Genomic DNA, 18,425 nt, shown 5'->3' with positions numbered 1-18,425 from the left:
TAGCCTCTCAACTTGCTCTTTTTTATATTTACTTTACTGGAAACGAGAAAAGGCTTGTTTTAGAAAATCGAGAACAAGCCTCAGTTTTTTTGAATGCGTCGCACCCGGCGGAAACACGGCAAACACATCAATATCCGAGCACCGATAATCAGACAAAATCCGCTCTAATGAACCTTGTTGAAGGCGAGGTTTTGCATCGTAACTTGGAATCCGCCCTATGCCATTACCGCCTTCTAAAAAGAGCGTACGAGCCGCGGCATTGTTGGTACTAACTGCCCCTACTACCGACACACTGAAAGAACGATCTCCTTGGCTCAGGTGTACTGAATTAGCCGCTTGTTTATACACAACCCAATCGTGATCATACAAATCTTGTGGCTGTGTCGGTTTACCATGAAGACGGAAGTATTCAGGCGCCCCACACAAATACGTTTCAAAAGAAGCCAGTCTACTCGCCTGCAAACCAGAATCCGCCAGCGGTGCACCACGGATGGCTAAATCAGCACCATCCTTTATGATATTCACCACGTCATCGTTTAACGACACATCAAGCTCAATAAGTGGATACAAACGACGAAAATCATTCAATGCCGGAACAACCATTTGCAGACCCAAGTTAACTGGGCACGTGATTTTTAACTTACCGATGGGCTCTTGCTTGGCTTTTTCTATTTGCAAATTGGCTTCATGCGCTTGATGGGCGATCGTGCGACACCGCTGATAATATGCTTCACCGGTTTCGGTTAACGAAATCGAGCGCGTGGTTCGGTTAAGCAATACCACACCCAATTGGTCTTCCAGCTTTTTAAGGTGGTAGCTGACCACGCCGCGAGAAATACCCATGGCTTTTGCTGCGGCGGTTAAACTGCCCTGCTCAATCACTTGAGCAAACACCACCATACTCTTAAGTTGCTCAAAGGATATATCCATACGTTAGCGCTCTTTAATTACAACGCGAGTATTGTATCAATTATTGAACCAATGATATCAATTTTGTCCCTATAGTCATGATTTGAATCTATTACTATACTAATCGCAACAAAATCGATACCAACATACACCCTATTAAGGAGTCAGACATGAGTACTAAAAAAATCCTAGTGGTTCTAACCTCTCATTCAGAACTAGGAAACACAGGTCATAAAACTGGTTTTTGGGTAGAAGAATTTGCCGCACCTTACTATGCGTTTATCGATGCTGGTGCAGTAGTCACTGTGGCGACGCCAAATGGCGGCCAAGCTCCAATCGATCCAAATAGCGAGACACCAGACGCTCAAACAGAGGCAACAAAACGCTTCTATGATGACCAAACAGCACAAGATGTAATCGCCAATACGAACAAACTAGGTGATATGAAACAAGAAGATTTCGATGCTATTTTCTATCCAGGAGGCCACGGCCCACTTTGGGATCTAACAGAAAATAAAGAATCTATTGCTTTGATCGAAAGCTTTTTACGTGCCAACAAACCTATTTCTTCTGTTTGTCATGCACCAAGTGCTTTCTTAAATATTAAAGACAGCGATGGTGAATACTACATTAAAGATAAAACCGTCACTGGTTTTACAAATAGTGAAGAAGATGCCGTACAACTAACGGATGTTGTACCTTTCTTATTAGAAGACGAACTTAAAAAACGTGGTGCAGATTACCAAAACAGTGCGGATTGGAACGCCTTCGCGGTTCAAGACGGATTAATGATCACAGGCCAAAATCCAGCGAGTTCTGAACTTGTTGCGGAAAAACTATTGGCTGAATTAGCAAAATAACTTTGTTCTGATGAATGTCTAATAACAAATGACAAATGTCTAAGACTCCACCAAAGCCCACCTTATCAATAAGGTGGGCTTTTTATTGGCTTATTTACAGTGCATAGTCAAAGACAATGATGTCTTCTAGAATAGGGCCTAGCTCTGCTTTTAGTTCTTCATGGGCTGGATGTGGAATGTATTTATCACGAGACTCTCCATCACAAAAAGTCATAAAAACACAATGAGTGTAGCCTTTAGCTCGTCCTTCTGGGCTGTTATTTTCTCCCCACTCGACAGATTCAATTCCATCGATCTTATTCTTAAGCGCAACAAGATTACCAAGGCACTGAGTAATCGCATCGGCCGTTACTTCAGCCTTAAATTGGATAAATAATACATGACGAATCATTATAGTCTCACTTCAAATATCGTTATAAATAATAGCCCTATATTAACACTAGGTCTGTTTAGCAAATATTTAAAAAATGCGGTCAATTTAGACATTTTAATGTGGATTTCTATCAGAAATCATCACTAATAAAAATCAATATAACGGCAAGATATAAGAAGATACAGCATTCGCCCAAACTCGATATTGAGGGCTATTTAGATGCAAATAATCACTCATTATGTCAGGAGTTACACATCCACGGTCATCTAGAAAACACGCGTTTATATCAAGATAAATCACCTTTTCTCCATCCGCATAGGGCTGAATTAAACGGTTCACCTCGTCATTTAACACCCGTAGTTTCTGCGTTGGTTTGGCACTTCTAGGAAACATCGCTAATAGCAGGATATTTGTATTGGGCAACTTTTCAGACAATATCTGCAGAATTTGTTGAATCCCTAATGCTGTCTCAGCTGGTGCATCTTGCCGATGCCCAGTGTTATTAGTACCAATCAATAGCACCAACAACTTTGGGTCTATATCATCCACCGCGCCATGGGCTAACCGCCACAATACATGCTCCGTTCGGTCGCCATTAAAGCCAAGATTTAATGCATTCAGAGAAGCATAATATTCATCCCAAAATACATGACCTTCCTCTTCCCATCCTTGAGTAATAGAATCCCCCAGAAACACCAGGTCAACAGATTTCATAGCCGCTTTCTCGGCTAATTTTTGCTGATGTCTGGGCAACCACCAATCCGTCTCTTGCGGTGCCGCCTGTATAGACAAGGGCGTATTTTCAGATGTTTCATTCTTCATATCATCACTCGCCTTTTACTCAACGCCTATTATATAAAAACCGTTAAACACGGTATTCTAACGCTTCCTTTTATTGAATTTGAAAGCAATCATGTCTTTAAGCCTTTTCACCGTCAAAAAAATCATCGGCATGGCGCTGATGCCGATTCCACTCTCACTGATTATTATGCTGTTTGCGCTTCTGCTTATTTCGGCGCGACCGAAACTAGCCAGAGGCCTATTGGTCATCGCGATTGCCTGCTTAGGTCTGACCAGTTTTGACCCTGTCGCCAATCGCCTGATTGCACCATTGGAAAACATCTACCCTATTTTTGACATCAAGCAACCTGTGGATGTTGTTGTGGTATTAGGCAGCGCTCATCAACATTACCCTAATGATCCTGCTGTGATGCAACTAGGAAGAAGCGCCATTTACCGCCTAGAAGAAGGCTTGCGAATTTTAAAAGCCAATCCAGACGCTCAGCTTTTTGTCTCGGGGTTCGGTGGTCACGCTAAAATCATGCACGATGCGGCAATAGAATTAGGAACAAAACCAAGCAGAATCGTTATGTTTCCAAAACCAAAAGACACAGAAGCGGAAGCCAATGCCATGGCATCAAAACTAATAGGAAAACGAGTCGCGCTCGTCAGTGAAGCCTCGCATCTAAGGCGTGCCCAAGGCTTCTTTACAAAAGCGGGTATTTCTGTGATTCCCGCCCCCGCGTTTCGCCTAAGTGACACTCGCAGCGAATGGCGCATAGGCGCTTCTGAAAACTACAAATCCCAACGCGCTTTTTACGAATATTTAGGGCTCGCGTGGCAATGGCTAAAAACAAAAAAGGCCGAGTAGTTACTCAGCCTTTCGTTTTATCTCACCATGACTAACAGCCAATATCAGACCTGAAACAAGAAGTTCTTAATCAGGTCTTTGCCCCCTTCTGTGGCGAAGGATTCAGGGTGAAATTGAATGCCTTGAATTGGGTATTCTTTATGACGAACGCCCATCAGTTCAAAGTTACCGCCTTGGTGAATCGATGAGATATTACCAAAGTCGGCGACTTGAAAATCACCCACTGTCGCGGTCACTTCAAGCACCTCTGGGAAGCTTTCTGCTTCTGCGATCAAGGAGTGATAACGCATCACTTCTAACTGATCAGGGATATCGTGAAAGATGCCTTCGCCATTGTGAGTAATGGGACTGGTCTTACCGTGCATCGGCAATGGCGCTTTCACTACATTGCCGCCAAATACATGACAAATCCCCTGCATACCAAGGCAAACACCCATTAATGGGATGGTTTTACCGAATTCCAAAATCACGTCCGCACAGATACCAAAGTAGGCTTTATCGTCTGGTGAACCTGGACCTGGAGAAATAATAATGCGATCCGGTGCCGCTTTACGAATGTCGTCTAAAGTGACTTCGTCGTTACGTTTTACGATCACTTCAAAGCTGGAAACTTCACCCTTACTTTGCTCGGTCTCTAGTACTTCGCCAATAAACTGATACAGGTTGTAGGTAAAGGAGTCGTAGTTATCAATAATGTATACTTTCATAGCGTTTTTACTCCTGACCTGCATCTTGTGTGGCATTGGCTTTTGGCGCAAAGCTTTCTAAAACACGACGTGTGCCGGCAAACTTACGTTGAATTTCTTCGTATTCATCTTCAGCATTCGAATCGTAGACGTTACCGCCACAGGTCTGCACGTAGGCTTTCTCGCCCTTCGCAAAAACCGTGCGGATCGGAATCGCAAACATGCAATCGCCATTGAAGGAGAATTGACCAACCGCGCCACCGTAAGGGCCACGACCGTCATTTTCCAAATCATCGATGATTTTCATCGCTTCTATTTTCGGTGCACCCGTTAAAGTACCCGCTGGGAAGTTGCTCGCCAGCGCTGAGAACATGTCGTGATCTTCCGCCATAATACCGACAATTTCGCTGGAAATGTGCTGTACATGACTAAAGCGTTTGATGTCCATTAGACTACGCACTTTCACCGTACCAAAACGCGCCACACGGCCAATATCGTTACGATGTAGATCCACAATCATGTTGTGTTCGGCAATTTCTTTTGGATCATTTAACAAAGCACGCGCCAAGGCGACGTCTTCTTTTTCGTCTACACCGCGTTTCGCCGTCCCCGCAAGAGGGAAAGTTTCCATCTCGCCTTGGCGAACACGGAACAATAACTCAGGGCTCGCGCCGATGACTTTTTGCTCACCGAACTTGATGTAATACATTTGTGGCGATGGGTTCACTTCACGCAATTGCTCGTACAAGTTAATGGTGTCGCCTTCCATGTTGAACCACATTTTGAAGCCCACTTCACACTGGAAGATTTTGCCGTCGACTATATCTTGCTTCACTTTTGCCACGGCATCGGCGTGATCGGATTTCGACATGGATTCACCGGCAGGCGTCACCACAAACGGACCATTTTCTGGCGTTTCTTCCGTCATCATCTGGTTTACTAGGGCAACGCGATTGGCACCCTCTTGCCCATCTTCGTAATAGAAGTAGACCACTTCGCCGGTCATCTTGTCGTAGATGAGGCCGTCTTTGTACAAACCAAAACGGAAGGCATCAAACATGTCACTCGATTGCAGATCCAAGCTCGGCTCGAAGTAGTTCATGCTGTCGTAACCAAGGTAGCCGGTTAAACCACCCGCAAAGCCACGCGACAAAATATTTTGCGGCACGATGTCACGCAATAAATAGTACGGATTATCAGATTCGTACGACTCTGTGCTGCCATCTCGCTCTTGGATAAAAAGCTGATTGTCTTGGGCCCAGATCAATTTTTCAGGGTCAAAACCAATGATTGAATGGCGAGAAATAAAACTCTCTTCACCAAGGGATTCCAACATAAAACAATGATCAAAGTGCTTTTCTACCGTTTTAAACAAGGCAAAAAAGTCACAATCGGCACTGATGGTAATGTACTTAGGTTTGCGAGGTAGCGTAATACGCTCAGGTCTTTTTGGAGTGGTACTCATGATTCTTTTAATTCCTTCAATGCTCGGGAGCCACGGGTAACGGTGGCTATGCCCACACCTAACTGTTTTGCGATGTCCCGCTGGGGGACACCTTCATCTAACAAGGCGATGATTTTTAAACGGCGCGCCATTTCACTGATCTCGTTTGGCGTCAGTAACACGGTTAAGCGCTTTTCTAACGCTGCGGCATCATCGACTTCGGATAAAAACTGGATCAAATCCTTCATAGGAAATTGCTCTTTTAATGCGTTATTAGGCATTTATAAAATAGGCATGTATTCATGTACTAGTACAATATAGTTTTCAGGAGAATGAAGCAAGAGGTCTAGGCATATTCTGACCAATCTAACCGTAGAAGCCATCTACCCACTAGGCTATACTGAAGCGGTGAGATAGCTTAAGGAGATCAATATGAAACAAGGTTCAACGCTCAGCCTAACGGCTAAACAACAAGCGTACTCAAATAAAAAAGGCGACAATTTCGTCGAAAGCATGCGTTTAGAAGGCTATTCTGTAGATAAATCCTTATTTTCTCTTAGTGCAGCAGAACGGAAAGTTAAAAAAGAACAGATTTTGGCAAAATATCTAGGCTAACATCATGGTCGATAAATATGGCGTAGGGCAAGATCCGTACACCTACCCTAACTCCAACACTCTGATTAATAAGCTTCATATCAAAGATGCTAAACAGCTTTGTGAATTAGAAAACCAACTTTCTACTTTGGCATTAGCTGACATCGATTTTACCCCTGCTCCGTACAGATTTTCCCATCTATGCTCACTCCATAACGCGCTTTTTGGAGAGTTATATGATTGGGCAGGAGAGCCTCGTTCGATTGCAATATCAAAACTTGATACACGTTTTTGTCAGCCCGAATTTATCGTGAGAGAAGCAAATAAGCTATTTTCTCAAATTCAAAAAAAACGCTTCTTTGAAGAGCTAGATTTCGATTGCCTCTGCACAGAAATGGCGGAATTCTATATTGAACTAAACATGATTCATCCTTTTCGAGAGGGCAATGGACGCGCTCAACGCCTGTTGTTTGAACATCTGGCAATCCACTGCGGTTATAACCTGAGTTTTGAAACCATCTCAAAAGAACAATGGATTGAGGCTAATATCATTGGCTGCCTTAATTGTGACTACTCGCCAATGAAAGATATTTTCATCTGCAGCCTTTCTCCGATAGAGTAAATCTGAATTCATCCAATAATTCCCCCTTTGCTCTGTAATAAAGACGCATTGACAGCGTCTAAATCAACAACAAAGCTTTCGTTGTTCTATATACTATTCACATTATCAATCATGAGGAAACGTAATGGGTATTGTCGTCGCGGTTTGTATGTGGCTCATTCTGCTGCTGTCTGTTCCTAATCCACTACGGGGAAAACTGGAGAAAAGACAGGGTGTATTGGCACTGTTGAGTTTTTTAGCCGGGGTTTGGAATTTCGCTTTTTATGGTTACTTTCATCTTGGTGAGTTTTGGGGAAATGCCGCGTTTATTTCTGGCTTCTTTATGATGTTCAGCAGCTTTCCTTTGCTACAAGCAGACACTTGGCCTGCTGCGCTAAAAAGCCCAATTCAAACACTGCAGCGTTATCATCAAGCAGTGCATAATGTCATCAATCACTTAGCTCTGTTTGCACTGGCTATCTATGCTGCTCTTTATACCTATGCTCTGGTACTACTGAATTTAGGAGCAAGCTAACAAAAAAAGAGAAACGTCCTTGCCAGCCGTTTCTCTTTTTTTATTTATCTTAATCTTCTCACCTAAAAGAGAAAATATTAGCCTCTTGCAATGATATTTTTATCTAAGGTAGGCTTTATCCACCATTTAAGCCCGAAGACAAAGAGTACAATCCAAGCAATTGCAATGCCCATGGATACAAGAGAGCTGGTAGGATGCTGAGAAAAGGTAAGTACTTGATACGTACATACCGCCCCAACATAGGCTACTGATGTACTCCAAGCCGTCACAACCCCAGTCCACAAGAGCCCACCTTCTTTTACCAAGGCACCAATCGCCGCGGCACAAGGCGTATAAAGCAGCACGAACACTAAATAAGCAAACGCGCCTTGCCAACCATTAAACAAAGACACCATTTTTTGATGACCTAGCGATAAGGTTTCTTCGTGCTGGGCATCACTCACTGCAGACAAGCCTAATGGGTCAATCAAGGTATTCATTGCGCCGGTTAAGTTGCTCCAAAGAATCGCGCTAACCGCTTTCAAATTAGCAAAGGGCGATATATATTCTGCTTGATCATTTCCCCCAGCCACATTTGAATAAAGTGCATCCATGGTCCCAACGACGGCTTCTTTTGCCAACACGCCAGTAAACACACCAACGGCAGCAGGCCAGTTGTTGTCGCCCATTCCTATTGGTGAAAAGGCAGGTGTAATCACCTGGCCGACTTCTGCCAAGGCTGATGGTTTACCACCCTCTGCGGCCGAGCGCCAAGATGGAACGGAATTTAGTATCGTTAATATTGCCGAGACCACAATAATGGTTTTACCTGCACGAATAACGAAACCACGTACTTTATGCCAGCTAGACAACACAATATTGCCCCAACGTGGTCGATGATAATGCGGCATTTCGATAAACGAGCTGGCGTGTACATCTTTAAATAGCTGCTTTCTAAAAATCCACGCGGTTCCCACAGCCATCAGAATGCCTAAAAGATACAAACCAAATACCAGCGAGCCTCCATTGTCACGGAAGAACACCGAAACGAACATAACATATACCGCCAAACGTGCACTACATGACATAAATGGAGCCATTGCCATGGTTAGCATGCGCTGCTTAGGGTTAGATAAGCTGCGCGTCGACATGATCGAGGTGACGTTGCAGCCAAAGCCTAATAATAAAGGAATAAAAGCCTGACCAGGTAATCCAATCGACAGCATAACTCGATCGATAATAAAGGCCGCACGAGCCATATAGCCACTGTCTTCTAAAAAGCTCAGGCATAAATACAAACACGCTATGACAGGGACAAAAGTAGCAACCAGCTCAGCACCACCACCTAAACCGTTGGCAAGAACAATAATAATCCAATGAGGCACACCAACTTGCTGCATCCAATGGCTTGGAAAGGACACAAACCAGTAAGCGGTAAAAGAATCTATCGGATCAATAAACAAGGTACCTAAACCGATGGCTAAGGCAAACATCGCGTACATTGCCAATAAGAAAATAGGAATACCTAACAATGGATGCAATACAATACGGTCTACGAATTCCGTTGTATTGTGGGCTTTCGCTTGTTGTTTCATCACACCAGACAACCATGTTTTAACGGGCTTTGACTGTGCAACAATAGGATTGGCTTTTAGTGTTTCAACGAGCGCTAACACTTGCTTTTGTAGATCTATTACAGAAAGTCCATGACCATCAAGAATGGTAATACCCATGTTTTCGGCGAGCATTTCTAAGTCCGGCATGATGCGCATTTTTCTTGCGAGATCCGTCATCGTCATCACCACTATCATGGGCTGACCTAACTCAATTAACTCTTTTGTTAACTTTAAATTACGCTTTAGATTGGTCGCATCAACGACGTTAACAATGACATCGTACTCGCCTTTATTCAGAAAACGACGGGCAACCGATTCGTCAATACCACCAGATTCAGTGGCAAAACTGTAAATTCCTGGCAAGTCAGTCATATCGACTCGCTGACCAGCAACAGGGAAAAAGCCCGTTTTACAATCTACTGTCACGCCAGCCCAGTTTCCGACTTTTTGACGCGTTCCGGCGAGCTTATTAAATAAGGTGGTTTTGCCTGTATTCGGGTTACCCACTAACGTAATGTGGTGACTCATTCGTCATGACCCTCACATTGCTCATCACACAGATGAATATACTGAGCATCGTCAGTATGAATAGCGATAAGAGTGGCACCCACTTTAATTTGAAGAGGATTTCCAAAGGGGGCTTTCATCATAAGTTTCACCGTTTCACCGGGATCAAAACCTAATGCACTGAGTTGAATTTGTTTGTCTTCATGTGGATGTGCCACGAAATGAATTTTAGCAACTTTACCTTTCGGTAGCTCTGACAGAAGCATGGTCCCTCCAAAATGAACACGATAACAATTATCAATACAATAATTGTGACTATTATGTCCCAGATGGCTAGGTTATCGCCAGAGGGAAAATGCGGTTAATTAGTGAAAACCATTACATGAATAATAAGAAGCGTCATTGTAGATGATATCAACTATTGTTTCATCGAGACTGAAAAGGAAAAAACAATGACATTTTAGCTCTCAACTCACGCTTAGAAAGTGCTTCAATTTAAAACAGCAATGTCGACATCGATCACCCCATGCTTAGTACTGGCAATTCGCTGAAAGGCGGATTTACTTAAATCGATAATACGGCCACTTACAAACGGACCGCGGTCATTGATTCGTACAATAACACTCTTACCATTGGCTACATTTGTCACTTTTACCTTGGTTCCAAAAGGCAAACGCTTATGAGCCGCTGTCATGGCTTTTTGGTTGAACAATTCACCACTGGCTGTTTGTCGTCCTTGGTATTTTGTGGCGTAGTATGTTGCTTCACCCGACTCTTTGAAGCCCACCGAATCAGCACGAGTAATCGCTCCAGTCGAACAAGCAGTGAGTATTAAAGACAAAAAGACCCAATAAATGGGCGTAATGTTTCTCATGAAATTATTATCCTTTTTTAACAAGCGCGGCCTCTCTCATCCAAACTAAGTCATTGTAAAAGTACGATACCAGATTCCTTTAGTGAAAGGGTGCCAAAGGAAATGTGGATAGATTACTGACAGCAACGAGTCTTATCATATTATCGCGATATTTAAGGTATGCTCTGCAAAACATAGCGCCATTGCCAATTGTCTTGGATTGAGAACATGCCCACACCGACGACCAAACCAAACTTCACATTTGATAACAACCCTAAAGTTTGGACCTTTCTCATTCTTCTCATCCTTTCTTTTGCTATTTCTGCCTTTTTAGAAGCCTGCAATTTACCTGCTGCTTTACTATTAGGACCTATGATCGCTGGCATTATAGTCACAGTACGAGGCGCTGGCTTAATGTTACCTAACCCTTTATTTGCTATGGCACAAGGCACACTTGGCTGGATGATTGCGGGGCATTTACCGACGACTATTTATCAAGAAATCGCCAAAGAATGGCCAATTTTCCTACTTGGTACTTGCTCTACTATTGTTGCATCAAGTTTGCTCGGTTGGCTGCTAAGTCGAACAGGCTTACTGCCAGGAACCACGGCAATCTGGGGCTCTTCTCCTGGCGCCGCGTCAGTCATGACCATAATGTCCGAGTCCTATGGGGCTGATATGCGCCTGGTCGCGTTTATGCAATACCTACGTGTTGCATGTTGTGCTATCGCAGCTACCGTTGTAGCGAGTATGTTCAATGTCGATACGACTGTATCGGTACAATGGTTTGCTCTCTCTTCTTTTTCTGATTTTATGATTACTGTAGTGATGAGCTGCATGACCGTTTTTATTGGCGCTAAGTTACGCCTTCCTGGTGGCCCTCTTCTGCTATCCATTGCGGTAGGCATTTTTATTAAGTTCTCTGGCGTATTTTCAATTGTATTGCCTAGCTGGTATTTGGCCATTAGCTTTGGATTACTAGGATGGGGAATTGGCTTTCGCTTTTCACCGTCAGTTCTACGCCATGCACTACACGTTTTTCCACATGTTATCTCAGCAATTATTGCACTGATCTTTATTAATGGCTGCTTTGCGATGCTATTGGTTTACTTCGCTAATATTGACCCACTGACGGCCTTTCTAGCCACCAGCCCAGGCGGTGCCGACTCGGTAGCCATTATTGCGGCTTCCACTAATGCAGATGTCGCCTTTGTCATGTCGATGCAGATCATGCGCTTCTTATTGGTTCTGATCGTCGGCCCTATGTTGGCTCGCTGGCTATCCGTTAATAAAGTCACGAAAACAACTAAACAGTAGGCATAAAAAAACCACGCTATACGTGGCTTTTGCTCTCACTTCTACTCTTACTTTTAGCATTATTATCAGCTAAAGCAAACTTATTCAGCGAGGTTTTCAGGGCCAAAAGAATGAGGCAAAAGTGCCTCTAATGAAAATGATTGGCGTACTTCAGAATCACTACAGACATGAATCAAAGTATCTTGTGAAGCAAACTCTCGAATCTTCTGACGACAACCACCACAAGGCGTTACCAATTTGGAACCACTGCCCATGACATAGATGTTTTTAATTTGGCTCTCGCCATCTAATATCATCGCGGCAATGGCGCCGGCTTCAGCACAAGTACCTTCTGGGTAAGCCGCATTTTCAACATTACAGCCAGAATAGTATTGACCATTGACCGTTTCAATCGCAACACCCACTTTGAACTTCGAGTAAGGCACATAGGCCTTACTCATTGCATTTTTCGCAAGCTCAAAAGCAACGCCGTCTATCACAACATCTGGCATAGTCTAGGCTCGCTCTTTGACATAAGGTCGGCCAACGGCTTTTGGCCCAATCGCTTTACCAATAAAGCCTGCTAGCAGAAGAACAGTCAAAACATAAGGAAGTGACTCAATCGCTTGTACCGGCACTTCACCTAATCCTGGAATTACAAAACCTTGTAAGCGCACTGCAACAGCGTCTAAGAAGCCGAATAACAAACACGCAAACATAACAGGAACAGGACGCCATTTACCAAAGATCAGCGCAGCCAAAGCCATATAGCCTTTACCCGCACTCATATCCTTCAAGAATCCAGCATTGTGTGCCGTAGACAAGTATGCGCCAGCAACACCACATAAGATGCCACACACTATTACCGCGCGATAACGAATCCATGTCACTGAAATGCCTGCAGTATCAACTGCTTGAGGATTTTCACCAACAGCACGAAGACGCAAACCAAAGCGTGTTTTATAAATTACCCAATAAGTAACAGGCACCATAAAGAAGGCAAGATAGACAAGAATATTGTGCCCACTTAGTAAGTGCGTATATATCTGCCCTATGACAGGTACATTCTGCATCGCATGTGCGAATGGTAATGTAATATCTAAAAAGCGCTCATTGCCTGTTAAAGCAGGAGTTTGTCCTCCTAAATTAAACCAATGCAGCCCTAAAGTGACTGTCATCCCGGCAACAATGGTATTGATGGCAACACCAGAAACGATATGATCACCTCGGTGTGTAATACAAGCAAAGCCATGAATTAATGCCAGCATAACCGAAGCCATAATACCAAAAATCAAACCAACCCAAGCAGAACCAAACACAGCAGAAGCAGCGGCAGCAGCAAATGCACTGCCCAATATTTTCCCTTCTAAACTGATGTCTACAATACCTGCTCGCTCAGAATACAAGCCAGCCAGGGCTGCAAGAATAAGCGGTGTAGAAACACGCATTGTGGCGTCTAACATTTGAATAAGCGTATCGTACATTTTATTTCCCCTGTGCCGCTGTGGCTCTGCGAATAAAGAAGCCTTCGATGCGATCTTTAAACATGTGCTCTAAAGCCCCAGAGAACAAGATGACCAAACCTTGAATAACCACCACAATATCTGGTGTAATTTCTGGCATATCAAATGCGACTTCTGCACCACCCTGATACAGAGCACCAAATAAAATCGCAGCCAATAAAATACCAAACGGATGATTTCGCCCCATTAGAGCCACTGCAATACCAGCGAAACCGTAACCCGCAGCAAAATTCAGCAACAAGCTATGGTTAACACCCATGATTTCATTCAAACCAACAAAACCAGCAAGAGCACCAGAGATCATCATGACCCAAATAGTCACTTTCGATGTATCAATACCTGCGTATTTAGCGGCAGTTGGATTCGTCCCCAAAGTACGCAATTGATAACCCCAACGAGTATGCCAAATCAGCAACCAAACACCCACACAACACAATAATGCCCAAATAAAAGCGCCATTTAGTGGTGAATCACCAATATCGATTCCCAGAGGCATCAATAAAGAATGCAGATAAGGCATCCATGCATTTTCTTCAAACGTACGGCTGTTCAATGACAAACTATCAGGTGACTTAAGCCAATTCACCATTAAATAAACCATTAAAGATGAGGCAATAAAGTTAAACATGATGGTAGTAATTACAATATGACTACCACGCTTGGCTTGTAGATACGCAGGGATATAAGCCCAAGCAGCGCCAAACACAGCCGCGCCAATAATAGCTAACGGCGCAATCACATAAAACGGCATAGTATGATCGAGGGCCAAACACACTAACCCTACCCCCAAACCACCAATATACGCTTGACCTTCACCACCGATATTGAAAAGACCCGCTTTAAACGCAACAGACACAGCAAGACCCGTGAAGATAAAGTTGGTCGCGTAATACAAGGTATAGCCGATGCCTTCGTTATACCCAAAAGCCCCGTAAAGCATATAGCCTGCGGCTTCGAACGGGTCTTGACCGATGGCATAAATAACCAAACCAGAAATCAGAAACGCCAAACTAATATTAATCAGCGGAATCAATGCTAGATTGACCCAAACAGGAACCTTTGCCTGACTCATGCTGACTCTCCTTGCTCATCATCACTGTAGGCATTTGCCATCATTAAGCCAAGTACACGCTCGTTGGCATCCTTTGCGTCCAACTCACCAACAACAGCGCCATCAAACATCACAAGGATACGGTCACTCAACGCCATAATTTCATCCAATTCAACCGAGACCAATAGAATGGCTTTGCCTGCGTCTCGTAAACTTACAATTTGCTCATGTATGTTTTCAATTGCTCCAATATCTACTCCACGAGTAGGCTGGCCAATTAACAACACATCTGGGTTTTGTTCCACTTCTCGAGCAATAACGATCTTTTGTTGATTACCACCCGAAAAATTCGCCGTTTTTAAATGAGGATTTGGCGGACGCACATCCCATGCAGCCATACGATCTTTGCATTCATCCACCATCACTTTGCGATGCATAAATACTTTGCCATTGTAAACAGCAGAATTATGGTACCCCAAAACGGCGGCTTCATAAGCCTCAAAACCTGTCACCAAGCCCATTTTATGACGGTCTTCAGGGACATGCGCCATTTTCATATCACGCATTTGCGACGCATTTTTAGGCGAGTTCGCGCTAATTGTTGCACCTGCGAAATGAATCTCACCTTCGCTCATTTCCGTGATACCAGACAGTACATTCAATAATTCACTCTGGCCGTTACCAGAGACGCCAGCAATACCTAAAATCTCGCCTGAGCGAAGCTCTAAACTGACGTTTTTGAGTCGCTTGACACCTTGAGCATCAAATTGAGAAACGTTCTTTGCCGACAATAAAGTATCGCCGGGGGTTGCATCACCTTTGTTCACGGTCAAACGCACTTTTTTACCGACCATTAATTCGGCTAATTCTTCTTTGTTTGTTTTCGCTGTTTCTCTATGAGCAACCATTTCACCTTGACGCATCACAGACACATTGTCCGTGGAAGCCAAAATTTCCCGCAGCTTATGAGTAATCAAGAGCACGGTGACGCCTTGCTCCTTTAAAGAGTACAAAATACGGAACAAATGGTCCGCTTCTTGTGGCGTCAATACACCGGTAGGCTCATCTAAGATCAAGATACGAGCGCCACGATATAACGCCTTCAAAATTTCCACTCGTTGCTGTAAACCAACAGGAAGGTCTTCAACGACCATATCCACATCTATATCCAAACTGTACTCTTTGGCCAGACGAGTTAATTCCGTACGAGCATCGTGTATACCCTTACGTAACACGGCACCACCTTCGGCACCCAATATTACATTTTCTAAGACGGTGAAGTTTTCCACCAACATAAAGTGCTGATGCACCATGCCAATGCCGGCTTTGATTGCCTCTTGAGAATTACGAATATTAACGATTTCTCCGTCCACTTCTATGTGGCCAGAATCCGCTTCGTAAAACCCATAAATGATGCTCATTAGGGTCGATTTACCTGCCCCATTTTCACCAATAATACCGTGAATGGTACCTTTGGGGACCTGCAAGCAAATATCTTTGTTAGCTTGAACAGCCCCAAAGCGCTTACTAATGTCGCGCAATTCAATTGCGTATGGCGTTGTTGTGTTTGTCATATTTCAATAATGATTCGTCAATTTATGTTGGAAGCAGTAAATACACTTAATACAAACAATATTGTACTTACTCTGGCAATGATGCAATTACGTCTATCCTAGATACGCTCATCCTTATCGAAGGATAGCAGGTAGACCGAATAACAACTCGCACAACATATTGTTGGCAAATCTATTGCTTCGAAGGAAGGCATCAAATGCAAAAAAACAGCCGCTCACTCATCGTGAACCGCTGTTTTTTTATTTCACTTTCTAGTCGTTGCAACTACCGTTTTTAGAGTAGTCATGCACCTGTATTTTACCGCTAATAATATCAGCTCGAATGGTCTTCATTTTCGCAACCATCTCAGGAGTAACTTGCTTTTCGTTGTATTTATCCAACGCCCAAGACACACCGTTGTCAGCAAGGCCAAGCGTGATAAGACCTGGTTTCCAAGTACCGGCTGCAGCCGTTTTATAAGTGTTGTAAGCGGCTTGGTCTACGCGTTTAACCATAGAAGTCAGCATAACGCCTGGATGAAGGTAGTTTTGGTTTGAATCCACACCAATCGCATACTTGCCGGCATCAGCGGCGGCTTGGTAAATACCAATGCCTGTTCCACCAGCAGCGGCAAACACGACATCAACCCCTTGGGAAAACTGACTTTTCGCAAGCTCAGACCCTTTAGTTGGATCCGTAAACGCAGCGCCAGTAGAGCCAACCATGTTTACAATCACTTTATCGTTTGGTGCAATGTATTTCACACCCTGCTTGTAACCGCAGCTAAATTTACGAATCAGAGGAACATCCATTGCACCGATAAAACCAACCGTATTGGTTTTCGTTTTCATGGCTGCTAATGCGCCTACCAAGAAGGATCCTTCTTGTTCTTTAAAAACGATCGACTGTACATTTGGTAAGTCGATAACGCTGTCAATGATACTGAAATGGATATTAGGAAAGTCTTTCGCTACTTTTTCAGTGGCTGCAGACATACTGTAACCAACCGCAACGATTGGTGAGTAACCGCGTTTTGCCAAACGACGAAGACCTTGCTCTACTTGTGCTTCATTTTTTGGTTCAAATTCACGAATCTTTTGACCAGTGTCAGCCGTGTATTTTTTAACGCCGTTATAAACACCTTCGTTAAAAGACTTATCAAATTTACCTGCTTGGTCATATACGACTGCTGGCTTATCATCTGCGGCGTGAACCAAACTTGCTGACATAGCCAGCGCTGTTACGGATGCAAGAAAGACACCTTTCATTCCAATTCCTCTTTCTGTTTTTTTTAATTATGGCGTCGACATGTAAAAAACTGTCTAGCCGGTCAAAATAACTCTATTCGCTGATTATCGCAATCTAAACGCACCAAAAACTCGGTGTTTTTTCAAACTACTCTTTACTGAAAAAAAAACCACTAAAGTTCGTATTTAACACTCAATCTTATTTTCAGCATTTATCATTGTCACTAACCAACTGAGCAATAACCATGCCTATACTAACCAAATGGTTAAGTTTGGCAGTGCAAACAATACACAGTACTGCGTTGACCTTGTCGCACTTCCTTTAAAGGCACGCTACAAACGACACAAGGCTTATCCGCACGACCATAAACAGCAAGCTCTTGTTTAAAGTATCCAGGCTTACCGTCGCCTCCGACGAAATCTTTTAGCGTCGTTCCGCCCTGTTTTATCGCTGCTGATAGCACTGTTTTAATGCACTCAACTAATTTAGCATATCTGGCTTTACTAATATTTCCAGCCATACGGGTCGGACGAATACCCGCCATAAACAAGGCCTCATTTGCATAGATATTCCCTACACCGACCACAACTTTACTGTCCATGATAAAGCTTTTAATCGCCACTTTACGGCCTTTTGATTTAGCGTAAAGGTAATCAACATGAAACGAATCAGATAATGGCTCTGGCCCTAAATGACTCAACAACTCATGCTGCAGCCAATCATTGGTCGTCCAAAGAATAGCGCCAAAGCGACGCGGATCGGTATAACGCAACCAATGTGTCCCGTTTTGAAGGCAGAAATCCACATGATCATGAAACAAAGGCGGCGTTTCAGGTTCAACAAAATACAAGCTGCCTGACATCCCAAGATGAATAATCAAGGTACCTGACGCGGTGTGAATGCCTATGTATTTACCACGGCGAGTCAAGCGAGTAATAATTTGCCCTTGCATCTCTTCAGCCAACGTTGGCGTGATTGGCCATCGTAGTTTAGGCTGACGAATATCAATCCGAGCAATGGATTGCTCAACAAGCAGTGGTTCAATTCCACGCAAGGTAGTTTCTACTTCTGGTAATTCAGGCATAGGGACCTCGACAAAGATGCACGGTGAAAACAATGCTGATGATATATTCAACGGACTCTAC

21 protein-coding genes are annotated in these 18,425 nt (G+C 43.6%); 6 read left to right on the top strand and 15 right to left on the bottom strand.

Annotated elements, in window-relative coordinates:
- Nucleotides 1–33: 33 nt before the first annotated feature.
- On the bottom strand, nucleotides 34–930 hold the full coding sequence (locus V6259_RS02095; protein WP_341583127.1) for a LysR family transcriptional regulator: 897 nt from the start codon (nucleotides 928–930) through the stop codon (nucleotides 34–36).
- 149 nt (nucleotides 931–1,079) lie between these two features.
- On the opposite strand from V6259_RS02095, the gene V6259_RS02090 reads away from it, so the two are divergent.
- Complete coding sequence (locus tag V6259_RS02090; RefSeq protein WP_133010911.1) at nucleotides 1,080–1,769, top strand: type 1 glutamine amidotransferase domain-containing protein; 690 nt, start codon at nucleotides 1,080–1,082, stop codon at nucleotides 1,767–1,769.
- Nucleotides 1,770–1,863: 94 nt separating this feature from the next.
- Here the strand turns inward: V6259_RS02090 and V6259_RS02085 are convergent, their stop codons facing one another.
- A complete protein-coding gene (locus tag V6259_RS02085) occupies nucleotides 1,864–2,160 on the bottom strand; it encodes a Dabb family protein (RefSeq protein WP_133010910.1) in 297 nt (98 codons plus the stop codon).
- Nucleotides 2,161–2,295: 135 nt separating this feature from the next.
- The gene (locus tag V6259_RS02080; RefSeq protein WP_341583126.1) at nucleotides 2,296–2,964 is read right to left on the bottom strand and encodes a GDSL-type esterase/lipase family protein; all 669 of its coding nucleotides are present in this window, start codon (nucleotides 2,962–2,964) and stop codon (nucleotides 2,296–2,298) included.
- Between the two features lie 91 nt (nucleotides 2,965–3,055).
- Between V6259_RS02080 and V6259_RS02075 the strand changes: the two genes are divergently transcribed.
- Nucleotides 3,056–3,793 carry an ElyC/SanA/YdcF family protein gene (locus V6259_RS02075; protein ID WP_341583125.1) on the top strand — a complete coding sequence of 246 codons (738 nt, stop codon included), beginning with the start codon at nucleotides 3,056–3,058 and terminating at the stop codon, nucleotides 3,791–3,793.
- 44 nt (nucleotides 3,794–3,837) lie between these two features.
- Here V6259_RS02075 and V6259_RS02070 read toward each other — a convergent pair whose 3' ends face one another.
- From V6259_RS02070 to V6259_RS02060, 3 genes are read right to left on the bottom strand one after another with little or no spacing between them, the layout of a single operon-like run.
- Complete coding sequence (locus tag V6259_RS02070) at nucleotides 3,838–4,500, bottom strand: anthranilate synthase component II (RefSeq protein ID WP_341583124.1); 663 nt, start codon at nucleotides 4,498–4,500, stop codon at nucleotides 3,838–3,840.
- Nucleotides 4,501–4,507: 7 nt separating this feature from the next.
- Nucleotides 4,508–5,944 (bottom strand): anthranilate synthase component I family protein, encoded by a 1,437-nt coding sequence (locus tag V6259_RS02065; protein WP_341583123.1) that lies wholly within the window; start codon nucleotides 5,942–5,944, stop codon nucleotides 4,508–4,510.
- Nucleotides 5,941–6,171, bottom strand: coding sequence for a Trp family transcriptional regulator (locus V6259_RS02060; protein ID WP_133010905.1), 231 nt, complete (start codon nucleotides 6,169–6,171; stop codon nucleotides 5,941–5,943). Before V6259_RS02060 ends, V6259_RS02065 begins: the two co-directional genes overlap by 4 nt.
- 184 nt (nucleotides 6,172–6,355) lie before the next feature.
- Here V6259_RS02060 and V6259_RS02055 point away from each other — a divergent pair, with 184 nt between their 5' ends.
- The 3 genes from V6259_RS02055 to V6259_RS02045 all read left to right on the top strand — a co-directional run bounded on the left by V6259_RS02055 (nucleotide 6,356) and on the right by V6259_RS02045 (nucleotide 7,653).
- Nucleotides 6,356–6,538 (top strand): YhfG family protein, encoded by a 183-nt coding sequence (locus V6259_RS02055; RefSeq protein WP_341583122.1) that lies wholly within the window; start codon nucleotides 6,356–6,358, stop codon nucleotides 6,536–6,538.
- 4 nt (nucleotides 6,539–6,542) lie between these two features.
- On the top strand, nucleotides 6,543–7,139 hold the full coding sequence (locus V6259_RS02050) for a Fic/DOC family protein (protein ID WP_341583121.1): 597 nt from the start codon (nucleotides 6,543–6,545) through the stop codon (nucleotides 7,137–7,139).
- Between the two features lie 124 nt (nucleotides 7,140–7,263).
- Entirely contained in the window at nucleotides 7,264–7,653 is a 390-nt protein-coding gene (locus V6259_RS02045) for a hypothetical protein (RefSeq protein WP_341583120.1), read from the top strand.
- 77 nt (nucleotides 7,654–7,730) lie between these two features.
- Here the strand turns inward: V6259_RS02045 and feoB are convergent, their stop codons facing one another.
- The 3 genes from feoB to V6259_RS02030 all read right to left on the bottom strand — a co-directional run bounded on the left by feoB (nucleotide 7,731) and on the right by V6259_RS02030 (nucleotide 10,629).
- Entirely contained in the window at nucleotides 7,731–9,776 is a 2,046-nt protein-coding gene (feoB, locus tag V6259_RS02040; protein ID WP_341583119.1) for a ferrous iron transport protein B, read from the bottom strand.
- Entirely contained in the window at nucleotides 9,773–10,021 is a 249-nt protein-coding gene (locus tag V6259_RS02035; protein WP_133010900.1) for a FeoA family protein, read from the bottom strand. The genes feoB and V6259_RS02035 overlap by 4 nt, the downstream gene beginning before the upstream one ends.
- A gap of 224 nt (nucleotides 10,022–10,245) precedes the next feature.
- On the bottom strand, nucleotides 10,246–10,629 hold the full coding sequence (locus V6259_RS02030) for a septal ring lytic transglycosylase RlpA family protein (RefSeq protein WP_341583118.1): 384 nt from the start codon (nucleotides 10,627–10,629) through the stop codon (nucleotides 10,246–10,248).
- 207 nt (nucleotides 10,630–10,836) lie between these two features.
- On the opposite strand from V6259_RS02030, the gene V6259_RS02025 reads away from it, so the two are divergent.
- Nucleotides 10,837–11,925, top strand: coding sequence for an AbrB family transcriptional regulator (locus tag V6259_RS02025; RefSeq protein WP_341583117.1), 1,089 nt, complete (start codon nucleotides 10,837–10,839; stop codon nucleotides 11,923–11,925).
- 80 nt (nucleotides 11,926–12,005) lie between these two features.
- Here the strand turns inward: V6259_RS02025 and cdd are convergent, their stop codons facing one another.
- The 6 genes from cdd to mutM all read right to left on the bottom strand — a co-directional run bounded on the left by cdd (nucleotide 12,006) and on the right by mutM (nucleotide 18,364).
- A complete protein-coding gene (gene cdd, locus V6259_RS02020; protein ID WP_341583116.1) occupies nucleotides 12,006–12,416 on the bottom strand; it encodes a cytidine deaminase in 411 nt (136 codons plus the stop codon).
- Between the two features lie 3 nt (nucleotides 12,417–12,419).
- A complete protein-coding gene (locus tag V6259_RS02015; protein WP_133010896.1) occupies nucleotides 12,420–13,388 on the bottom strand; it encodes an ABC transporter permease in 969 nt (322 codons plus the stop codon).
- A gap of 1 nt (nucleotide 13,389) precedes the next feature.
- A complete protein-coding gene (locus V6259_RS02010) occupies nucleotides 13,390–14,499 on the bottom strand; it encodes an ABC transporter permease (RefSeq protein ID WP_341583115.1) in 1,110 nt (369 codons plus the stop codon).
- Entirely contained in the window at nucleotides 14,496–16,052 is a 1,557-nt protein-coding gene (locus V6259_RS02005; protein ID WP_341583114.1) for an ABC transporter ATP-binding protein, read from the bottom strand. Before V6259_RS02005 ends, V6259_RS02010 begins: the two co-directional genes overlap by 4 nt.
- Nucleotides 16,053–16,304: 252 nt before the next feature.
- Nucleotides 16,305–17,300 carry a BMP family lipoprotein gene (locus V6259_RS02000; protein WP_341583113.1) on the bottom strand — a complete coding sequence of 332 codons (996 nt, stop codon included), beginning with the start codon at nucleotides 17,298–17,300 and terminating at the stop codon, nucleotides 16,305–16,307.
- A 245-nt stretch (nucleotides 17,301–17,545) separates the two neighbouring features.
- On the bottom strand, nucleotides 17,546–18,364 hold the full coding sequence (mutM, locus tag V6259_RS01995; protein WP_133010892.1) for a bifunctional DNA-formamidopyrimidine glycosylase/DNA-(apurinic or apyrimidinic site) lyase: 819 nt from the start codon (nucleotides 18,362–18,364) through the stop codon (nucleotides 17,546–17,548).
- Nucleotides 18,365–18,425 lie beyond the last annotated feature (61 nt).

This window comes from Marinomonas sp. TI.3.20 (assembly GCF_038155025.1).
Lineage (GTDB): Bacteria > Pseudomonadota > Gammaproteobacteria > Pseudomonadales > Marinomonadaceae > Marinomonas > Marinomonas flavescens.
This window is presented reverse-complemented; position numbering and strand designations above follow the sequence as displayed.

Coding starts and splice junctions, on each gene's coding strand:
- V6259_RS02055 (WP_341583122.1), top strand. CDS start 6,356: ATGAAACAAGGTTCAACGCTCAGCCTAACGGCTAAACAACAAGCGTAC.
- V6259_RS02090 (WP_133010911.1), top strand. CDS start 1,080: ATGAGTACTAAAAAAATCCTAGTGGTTCTAACCTCTCATTCAGAACTA.
- V6259_RS02025 (WP_341583117.1), top strand. CDS start 10,837: ATGCCCACACCGACGACCAAACCAAACTTCACATTTGATAACAACCCT.
- feoB (WP_341583119.1), bottom strand. CDS start 9,776: ATGAGTCACCACATTACGTTAGTGGGTAACCCGAATACAGGCAAAACC.
- V6259_RS02050 (WP_341583121.1), top strand. CDS start 6,543: ATGGTCGATAAATATGGCGTAGGGCAAGATCCGTACACCTACCCTAAC.
- V6259_RS02000 (WP_341583113.1), bottom strand. CDS start 17,300: ATGAAAGGTGTCTTTCTTGCATCCGTAACAGCGCTGGCTATGTCAGCA.
- cdd (WP_341583116.1), bottom strand. CDS start 12,416: ATGCCAGATGTTGTGATAGACGGCGTTGCTTTTGAGCTTGCGAAAAAT.
- V6259_RS02060 (WP_133010905.1), bottom strand. CDS start 6,171: ATGAAGGATTTGATCCAGTTTTTATCCGAAGTCGATGATGCCGCAGCG.
- V6259_RS02005 (WP_341583114.1), bottom strand. CDS start 16,052: ATGACAAACACAACAACGCCATACGCAATTGAATTGCGCGACATTAGT.
- V6259_RS02015 (WP_133010896.1), bottom strand. CDS start 13,388: ATGTACGATACGCTTATTCAAATGTTAGACGCCACAATGCGTGTTTCT.
- V6259_RS02045 (WP_341583120.1), top strand. CDS start 7,264: ATGGGTATTGTCGTCGCGGTTTGTATGTGGCTCATTCTGCTGCTGTCT.
- V6259_RS02065 (WP_341583123.1), bottom strand. CDS start 5,944: ATGAGTACCACTCCAAAAAGACCTGAGCGTATTACGCTACCTCGCAAA.
- V6259_RS02070 (WP_341583124.1), bottom strand. CDS start 4,500: ATGAAAGTATACATTATTGATAACTACGACTCCTTTACCTACAACCTG.
- V6259_RS02080 (WP_341583126.1), bottom strand. CDS start 2,964: ATGAAGAATGAAACATCTGAAAATACGCCCTTGTCTATACAGGCGGCA.
- V6259_RS02085 (WP_133010910.1), bottom strand. CDS start 2,160: ATGATTCGTCATGTATTATTTATCCAATTTAAGGCTGAAGTAACGGCC.
- V6259_RS02030 (WP_341583118.1), bottom strand. CDS start 10,629: ATGAGAAACATTACGCCCATTTATTGGGTCTTTTTGTCTTTAATACTC.
- V6259_RS02035 (WP_133010900.1), bottom strand. CDS start 10,021: ATGCTTCTGTCAGAGCTACCGAAAGGTAAAGTTGCTAAAATTCATTTC.
- V6259_RS02075 (WP_341583125.1), top strand. CDS start 3,056: ATGTCTTTAAGCCTTTTCACCGTCAAAAAAATCATCGGCATGGCGCTG.
- V6259_RS02010 (WP_341583115.1), bottom strand. CDS start 14,499: ATGAGTCAGGCAAAGGTTCCTGTTTGGGTCAATCTAGCATTGATTCCG.
- mutM (WP_133010892.1), bottom strand. CDS start 18,364: ATGCCTGAATTACCAGAAGTAGAAACTACCTTGCGTGGAATTGAACCA.
- V6259_RS02095 (WP_341583127.1), bottom strand. CDS start 930: ATGGATATATCCTTTGAGCAACTTAAGAGTATGGTGGTGTTTGCTCAA.